The sequence below is a fragment of the Enterococcus sp. DIV0240d genome (assembly GCF_051711245.1).
Taxonomy (GTDB): domain Bacteria; phylum Bacillota; class Bacilli; order Lactobacillales; family Enterococcaceae; genus Enterococcus_D; species Enterococcus_D casseliflavus.
On sequence record NZ_JBIOMG010000012.1, the window covers coordinates 1 to 238 of the forward strand.

General features: G+C 47.9%; 2 tRNA genes. Both read left to right on the forward strand.

From position 1 onward, the window contains the following. The first annotated feature begins 1 nt into the window (after position 1). Positions 2 to 91: transfer RNA gene (locus IGJ25_RS17230), tRNA-Ser, on the forward strand. Positions 92 to 157: 66 nt separating this feature from the next. Continuing rightward, positions 158 to 231: transfer RNA gene (locus tag IGJ25_RS17235), tRNA-Met, on the forward strand. Positions 232 to 238: the final 7 nt, after the last annotated feature.

The following is a 238-nucleotide window of genomic DNA, read 5'->3' on the forward strand; positions in this document are numbered from 1 at the left end:
TGGAGGATTACCCAAGTCCGGCTGAAGGGAACGGTCTTGAAAACCGTCAGGCGGGTAAAACCGTGCAAGGGTTCGAATCCCTTATCCTCCTTAACTGTCTCTTTTGTTGCGAGCAAAAGAATCACAGTCTTTTAATTACTGTAAAGTAATTACTTATCGCGGGATGGAGCAGTCTGGTAGCTCGTCGGGCTCATAACCCGAAGGTCGTAGGTTCAAATCCTGCTCCCGCAATTGCTTT